Annotated in this window: 5 protein-coding genes; 1 reads left to right on the top strand and 4 read right to left on the bottom strand. The window is 69.7% G+C overall.

Annotated elements, in window-relative coordinates; translation table 11 throughout:
• The coding region (locus tag ADK60_RS10930; protein ID WP_159400386.1) for an alpha/beta fold hydrolase at window positions 1-1,333 on the top strand (1,333 nt) is incomplete at its 5' end.
• A 285-nt stretch (window positions 1,334-1,618) separates the two neighbouring features.
• On the opposite strand, the gene ADK60_RS10925 is transcribed toward ADK60_RS10930, so the two are convergent.
• The 4 genes from ADK60_RS10925 to ADK60_RS10910 form a co-directional block, all read right to left on the bottom strand.
• Window positions 1,619-2,386 (bottom strand): thioesterase II family protein, encoded by a 768-nt coding sequence (locus tag ADK60_RS10925; RefSeq protein WP_045944613.1) that lies wholly within the window; start codon window positions 2,384-2,386, stop codon window positions 1,619-1,621.
• Between the two features lie 27 nt (window positions 2,387-2,413).
• Window positions 2,414-4,225 (bottom strand): non-ribosomal peptide synthetase, encoded by a 1,812-nt coding sequence (locus ADK60_RS10920; protein WP_234371031.1) that lies wholly within the window; start codon window positions 4,223-4,225, stop codon window positions 2,414-2,416.
• A 92-nt stretch (window positions 4,226-4,317) separates the two neighbouring features.
• Window positions 4,318-5,322 (bottom strand): TauD/TfdA family dioxygenase, encoded by a 1,005-nt coding sequence (locus ADK60_RS10915; RefSeq protein WP_053645235.1) that lies wholly within the window; start codon window positions 5,320-5,322, stop codon window positions 4,318-4,320.
• Window positions 5,323-5,544: 222 nt separating this feature from the next.
• The gene (locus tag ADK60_RS10910; protein WP_045944616.1) at window positions 5,545-6,483 is read right to left on the bottom strand and encodes a TauD/TfdA family dioxygenase; all 939 of its coding nucleotides are present in this window, start codon (window positions 6,481-6,483) and stop codon (window positions 5,545-5,547) included.
• Window positions 6,484-7,015 lie beyond the last annotated feature (532 nt).

Raw genomic sequence — 7,015 nt, 5'->3', positions numbered from 1 at the left:
CGAGCCGGGTGAGGTGCAGGCCGTCCTGGCCGCGCACCCGGGCCTGGAACAGGTCGTGGTCACGGTCCGCGAGGACGTCCCGGGCGACAAGCGCCTGGTCGCATACGTCGTGGCGGACGGCGACAGTTCCGAACTCGTCGCGTCCGTCCGCAAGTTCGTTGCCGAGCGGTTGCCGGCCTACATGGTGCCGTCGGCGGTGGTGGTGCTGGAGGAGCTGCCGCTGACGGTGAACGGCAAGGTGGACCGCAAGGCCCTGCCCGCACCGCAGTATGCGGTGAGTGCGAAGGCTCCCCACGGCGCCGGCTCGATCAGTGCCTTCGAGCAGACCGTGTGCGAGGCGTTCGCGAAGGTGCTGGGGTTGGAGAGCGTCGGGCTCGACGACGAGTTCTTCGCCCTGGGCGGGCACTCGCTGCTGGCGGTTTCGCTGGTGGAGGAGCTGCGGTCGCGTGGTTTGTCGGTGTCGGTACGGGACCTGATCACCAACCCGACTGTGGCGGGACTGCTCGGCACGCTGTCCCTGTCGTCGGTCAAGGACGCGCTCGGCGGCATGCTGTCCATCCGGCCGAGCGGCAGCAAGCCGCCGTTCTTCTTCGTGCATCCCGGAAGCGGGTTGAGCTGGTGCTACCTGCCGCTGGCCCGGCACGTCCCGCAGGAGTATCCGCTCTACGGGCTGCAGGCCGACGGGCTCGACGGGACGAGTGAACTCGCACCGCGTGCTGTGGAGATGGCCGCGGCCTACATCGAGCAGATTCGTTCCGTGCAGCCGAGCGGCCCCTACCATCTGGTGGGCTATTCCTTCGGGGGGACGGTGGCGCACGAGATAGCGGTGCAACTCCAGGCCGCGGGTGAGCAGGTGGCCGCGCTGGTCATTCTGGACACCTTCCCGGTGGAGCAGGACGCGGATCCCGCCGCGGTCGGCGAGGCATCCCGCAACGCCGGGGAGGCGGACCGGTCCGACGACCCGGCGGGCTCGTCGACGTCCGACGAGAACGACCTGCTCGCCCGGAAGCTCCGGGATCTCCGGGCGGATGTGGGCCGTGTCCTCGGCGGGGTCTCGGACGAGGAACTGATCCGCATCATGCACGTCTTCGACAACAACACGCAGCTGCAGGTGGAGCACCGGACCGGTCGGTTCGACGGGGATGCCCTGGTGGTGGTCGCGGAGGAGGGCAAGGCGACCGATGCGCCGTGGGTGCAGCGGTGGGAGCCGTACATCTCCGGGGAGATCACCGAGGTGCGCCTTCCCTGCACGCACCACGACGTGGTGCGGCCTCACACGCTGGGCGAGGTGTGGGCCGCCGTCGAGGGGTGGCTGGGCTCGGGCCGGTCGTAGCGGGCTCCTACGGGCACAGCGGTAGGAACGCCGCGAGCGAAGGGGAGGGCCGTCATCCGCACCGCGGGTGGCGGCCCTCCCGTTTCCCCTTGCCGTCCTCACCGGCAGGCGGCCGGTCATGGCCGGCGCGAAGCGGGAGGAGCTGATCCGGTCGCGGCCGGTTCGTCGGCCGGGTCGTCGGACGGCGCGGGCTCGGGATCGGCGGGAACGCCGAAGCGCGGGTGCCGAGGCTGTGATACAGCCTCGGCACCCGCGCTGTTGGTCCGAGAGGCCCCGGGGGGGGCGTCAGCGGGAGCTGAACGCCCCGGAGAGGGCCGGGATGTAGGTCGGGATCCGACTCCAGACCTCCGGCGTGTAGAAGTGGCCGCCGGGCAGGACGTCGTGCCGGAAGTCACCGGTCGCGAGGTCCCGCCACTGCTCGCCGGCGTCGGGCTCGATGATCGTGTCCGTCTCCCCGGTCAGGATCTGCAGCGGCACACTGACCTTCGAGCCGGGAACGTAGCGGAAGGTGTCCCGGACCCGGATGTCGGCCCGCATCAGCTCGACCGCGAGTTCCTTCAGGTCCGGGTCGTTGACGACGTGCTCGGGCATCATCCCGTGCATCGTCATCCAGCCGAGCAGCTGCTCGTCGTTGTCCTGCTGGGACGGGGACTCGTTGACGGTGAGTCCGCGGCTGGCCGCGTTGGCGGCGGACACCACGAGCGCCTCGGGCGCCGGGCCGCCGAGCTGCTCGATGCGCACGGTGACGTCGAAGGCCATCCAGCCGCCCATGCTGTGACCGAGGAGCACATAGGGGCCCTCGGCCGCGGCGGAGAGCACGGCCTGGGTCGTGTCGTCGGCGAGGGCGTCCCAGGTCTGGGCGAAGTCCTCCATGAAGCGGCCTTCGCGGCCCGGGTAGCAGATGGCGGCGAGGTCGACGTCCGCCGGGAGCATGCCGCCCCACTGGTGGTACTGCCCGGTGCCGCCGCCGCAGAAGCCGAGGCAGATCAGGGTACGGGCGGCGTTCTCGGTTCGGCGGGATCGGACGACGATGAGGTCCTGGGCGGTAGCCATGGGCGGTAGTCCTTGTGATGTGATGGGTCAGGAGGTCTCAGGTGCTGCGGCGAGCTTGGCCTCGACATACCCGGCCAGTTCGCGCAACTGCGGATGCTGGTAAACCTCTTTGGTCCGCACCGCGAGGCCGAGTTCGCGCTTCAGCCGGCCGATGACGCGCAGTGCGACGAGCGAGTGGCCGCCCAGTGCGAAGAAGTTGTCGTCGGCGCTGATCCGGTCCCGGCCCAGGACCTCCGACCAGACCTCGGCGAGCAGCTTCTCGACCGTTCCCCGGGGCTCGACGAACTGCTCGGCGGGTGCCGCGTGCGGCGCGGGCAGTGCCTCCCAGTCGACCTTGCCGTTGACGGTCAGCGGAACGGCGTCGACCGCCACGAAGACCGAAGGGACCATGAACTCGGGGAGCACCGCAGCGCAGTGGTCGCGCAACTCCGCGCCGGTCGGCGGCTCGTCGGCGACGTAGTAGGCCACCAACTGGTCACCGAGCGCGGGGTCCCGGTAGCCGGTCAGCACGACGGTGGTCACCCGGGGGTGCGAGGAGACCGCGGCCTCGACCTCGCCGAGTTCGATCCGGTAGCCGCGGATCTTGACCTGGCGGTCGACCCGGCCGATGAAGTCCAGCGAACCGTCGGCTCGCAGGCGGACCAGGTCTCCGGTGCGGTACATCCTCTCTCCTTGCCCGCCGCCGGGCGGGAAAGGTCCGTCGCCGTTCGCCGCGAACGGGTCGGCGACGAAGCGCTCGGCGGTCAGGGCCGGCCGGTCGAGGTAGCCCAGGGCCAGGCCCTCGCCTGCCAGGTACAGCTCGCCCGTCCCACCGGGAGCGGTCACCTGCCGGAGGTCGTCGCCGACCACGTACGCCCGGGTGCCCGGCAGCGGGTGGCCGATGTGCGCTTCCCCACCGGTGATCCAGGCGCTGGTGGCGTCCACGGTGCACTCGGTCGGACCGTAGAGGTTCACCGCTTCGAGCAGCCCGTTCGCGGTCGCCTCGGATATCTCCTGCCAGGTCCGCTCCGGTACCGGCTCCCCGCCCATGAACAGGCGCGGCAGCGGGCCGTCGGCACCGCTGTCCAGCAGGCAGGTCCGCACCAGCTCCCAGAGGGAGGGGGTGAGGTCGAGGTCCTGGATGCCGTACGTGTCGAGCAGGGTCCGGAGCTGGACGGGATCGGTGCGCTGGTCCTCGTCGAGGATGGCGATGGTGTCGCCGCGGCAGATCCGCGCCCACTGCTTCACCGAGGAATCGAAGGAGACACTGGCGTTCCAGCCGACGACCCGCGGCTCTTCGGCGTAGACGCCGGCCCGCTCCAGGGCCGTGACCAGGTCCGCGACGGATCCCCGTCCGACCTGGACACCCTTGGGCCGACCGGTTGAGCCCGAGGTGTAGATCACGTACGCCGGGTCGAGCGAATTGGCGGCCACCGGCTTCGATTCGGCGGCCTCGGGGTCGCCGGCCACGGAGTCCGGGTCGACGATGTCGAGACCGGATGCTCGCAGGACGTGGCTCGGCGCCCCCACCAGCACCCGGATGCCGGCGTCCTTGGCCATGAACTCCAGGCGCTCGACCGGGTAGCGGGGGTCCAGCGGGAGGTAGGCCGCACCTGCCCGCCACACCGCGAGCAGCGATACGACCAGCTGGGTGCTGCGCGGCAGGCTGACCCCCACCAGGTCGCCGACGCCGATGCCCCGGGCGGCCAGGGCACCGGCGAGCTGTGCGGTTCGCCGGTCGAGCTCGGCGAAGGTGAGCTCACCGTCCGTGCCCCGTACGGCGATCCGGTCCGGGGCGCGCTGTGCGCTGGCGCGGAAGCGTGTTACCAGGTCAACCGGCTTCTGGGCGAGGTCAGTCACGAGAACGAGCTCCTTGTGCACAGGAATGGGGCATGGCGCGGCCGTCGGACCGACCTGGTCCGACGGCGCCGGTCGGGTTCAGGCGAACAGGTTCAGGCGAACGCGGGCGCGGGCTCCACGGTCGGCCGGCACTCGGAGAGCTCGACCGGGTCGCCCATGGCCACCACGATCTTCCGGTCGCCGCGGAACGGATCCCGGCCGTGTGCGGTCAGGATGTTGTCGACCAGCATCACGTCGCCCGGCTGCCAGGTCTCGCGCACCGTGGCCGCGTCGTAGGCCGCCTGGATGGCCCGGAGGTCCTCGTTGCTCAGCGCGGCCCCGTCACCGAACTCGGTGTTGAACGGAAGACCGTCGCGTCCGAACTCGTCGACCAGCGCCTCCCGCAGGTCCTCGTCCAGCGCCCACTCGTTCCAGAAGAGCAGGTGGTTGAACCACACCTCCTCGCCACTCGACGGGTGGGTGATGATGCCGGGACGGATCTGGCTCGTCCTCAGGGTGCCGTCTTCGTACCACTGGTGGCCGATGAGGTTGTCCGTGCAGTAGCGCGCGACCTCGTCCACGTCATCGGTGGCGAACGCGGTCTGCCAGTCGGTGGAAATGTGCTCGGAGTAGCTGCGCGAGAGCCGCCACCCGGCGGTCCGGATCTTCTCGACCACCTGATCGGGGAGCGCGTCGAGGACCTTCCGGCAGTCCGCGACGGGTGTCGCCCCGCCCTGCGACGGTGCGATCAGGCAGCCGAACAACAACCGGCCGGGGAAGGTCAGCGTGTAGCTGTTCTCGTTGTGCATCCGGATCGACTGCGCGGCCGGGAGGTCCGTCGAAGAGAAGACATCGTCGCCGAGCCGGCTGCGGGGAGTGGTCTTCTCCCGGTACGGCGTCCGCTCGCTGATGAGTGCGTCTCGGATCTGTGCGAAGTCCTCGATGGTCGCCATCGGCAGACCGCGCAGATAGATCGCGCCGTATTCCCGCAGAGCCGCGGTCAGTTGTGGACGAACATCCTCGAGCCACGCGCGGACCTGGGTCATCCCGGTGAGACCGGCGACCTGGGTTATGGCCGGCTTTCCCTCAACGACATTCCATTTCAGCGTATGTGACATTGAATCAGGTCCTTTCCAGTTCCTTGGACCGGTTGTCGTCCCCATGGTAGGAGGATCGGTTGCGCCACGTTAAGGCGTTCAAGGGGCTGATCGGCAGGCCGTTTCCGCCCACGAGACGGAGAGCGTTCCGCCGCCCGAGTGGCGCCCCGGTCGCCACCGGCCGAACCGGGAGCCCTGGTCCGCCGGCTGCGGACCAGGGCTCCCGCGCTCTGCCCGGTGCTCTCAGCGCGACATGGCGACCAGGACCCGGCGGCTTCCGGCGAACGCCCTGCGCCCGTGTGCGACGGCGAGGTTGTCGATGACCAGGACGTCGCCCTGCTGCCAGTCGACGTCAACGGCCAGCGCCAGTCCCTTCTCGCGGATCTCGAGCACGTACTCGTCGGGGATGGGGGAGCCATCGGCGAAGGTCACCGACTGCGGCAGCTCGTCCGCGGGGACGATGGCCGCGAGCTCGCGCATGGTCTCCTCGCCCAGCGTCGCGGGGTGCCACTGGTCCGCCTGGTTGAACCAGACGTCCTCACCGGTGACCGGGTGCCGGAGCGTCGAGGGCCGGATCTGACGCGTCCGCAGCGCATTGCCGGCGGTCCACTCCCAGCTCACGCCCGCCTCGGCCAGCAGCTTCTCGACCTCCGCCCGGTTGTCCGTCTCGAACGTCGCCTGCCAGCTCTTGCCGAAGCCCCTGCCACCGTGCAGGTACTGCCGGTAGCAGACACCGCCGCCGAAGTCCGCACGGATCCGTTCGTCGAGCGACGCCAGCCAGGAGGCGCCGTCCAGCAGCGGAGTGGCGCCTCCCGTGGTAGCCGGCTGTACGCAGAAGAAGAGCAGCCGGGAGGGCCAGGCGTGGGCGTAGGAAAGCTCGCTGTGCATGGAGATCGCGTACTCGGGTGGGTACTCCGTCGAGGTGTAGACGTTGTCGGAGACCTTGGTCCTGGGCGTGTTGCCGTGCACGTACGCGAGGCGCTCGGGCAGCAGGGCGGGCATCACGTCCGCCAGGCTCGCCTCGGTGATGTCGAAACCCCGGAAGAGCAGGGCCTGATGACGATCCAGCAGTTCACCGACGGCGATCGAGTCGAGGTACTCCATCAGTCCCCGGGCGGTCGCGCCGGCGCCGGTACTCTCGGGCGTGAACCGTTGCGGTGCCCAGCCCTGCTGAACGCTCATGGGGGGATGTCTCCTTGGTGGTCGGGATGTTCGGCGTCGTTCAACCGGCGCGCCAACGCAGTTGAACGCCGGCCGTGGTGAGCGTCAAGGATTGATCAGTCGTGCGGGCCTGCACCATAGTGAGGCGAGGCGGCCTGGTGGAACTGGGGCTCCTGGACGTCCGGGGCCGGTGCGGGTGGCCTGGCACGGCTTGTCGGTGGAGTCCCGTCCAGGAGCCTGATCGAGGCGATGAAGAAGTAGTGCCCCTCCTGTTGGGCCGGCCTGCTGAGGCAGCCCGACAGCAGAGGTCCGGCGCTGCGGCGGAGTTCTGGCCCCTGCGGCGCGAAGTGCCGTTCGAGCAGGCACCGCTCCATCTCGCTGCCCCATGCGTTCGGATGCCGCGGAGAGCATGAACGGGCTGTGCATCGTATGCCTGATGAGAGAGGGAGTTCGATGACTGACAGGGGAGTGGGTGTGCGGGTGTCGGACGAGGACATCGAGCGGTGGTTGATGGAGCGGGTGTCCTACTACCTGGAGACGCCGGTGGGGGAGA

Source organism: Streptomyces sp. XY431 (genome assembly GCF_001279805.1).
Taxonomy (GTDB): Bacteria; Actinomycetota; Actinomycetes; order Streptomycetales; family Streptomycetaceae; genus Kitasatospora; species Kitasatospora purpeofusca.
The sequence above is the reverse complement of the archived record's forward strand: the minus strand, read 5'-3'. Positions and strand labels throughout refer to the sequence as shown.

What these genes read in the sequence shown, in the direction of transcription:
- ADK60_RS10915 (WP_053645235.1), bottom strand. Translation starts at nt 5,322, where the DNA reads ATGTCACATACGCTGAAATGGAATGTCGTTGAGGGAAAGCCGGCCATA.
- ADK60_RS10925 (WP_045944613.1), bottom strand. Translation starts at nt 2,386, where the DNA reads ATGGCTACCGCCCAGGACCTCATCGTCGTCCGATCCCGCCGAACCGAG.
- ADK60_RS10910 (WP_045944616.1), bottom strand. Translation starts at nt 6,483, where the DNA reads ATGAGCGTTCAGCAGGGCTGGGCACCGCAACGGTTCACGCCCGAGAGT.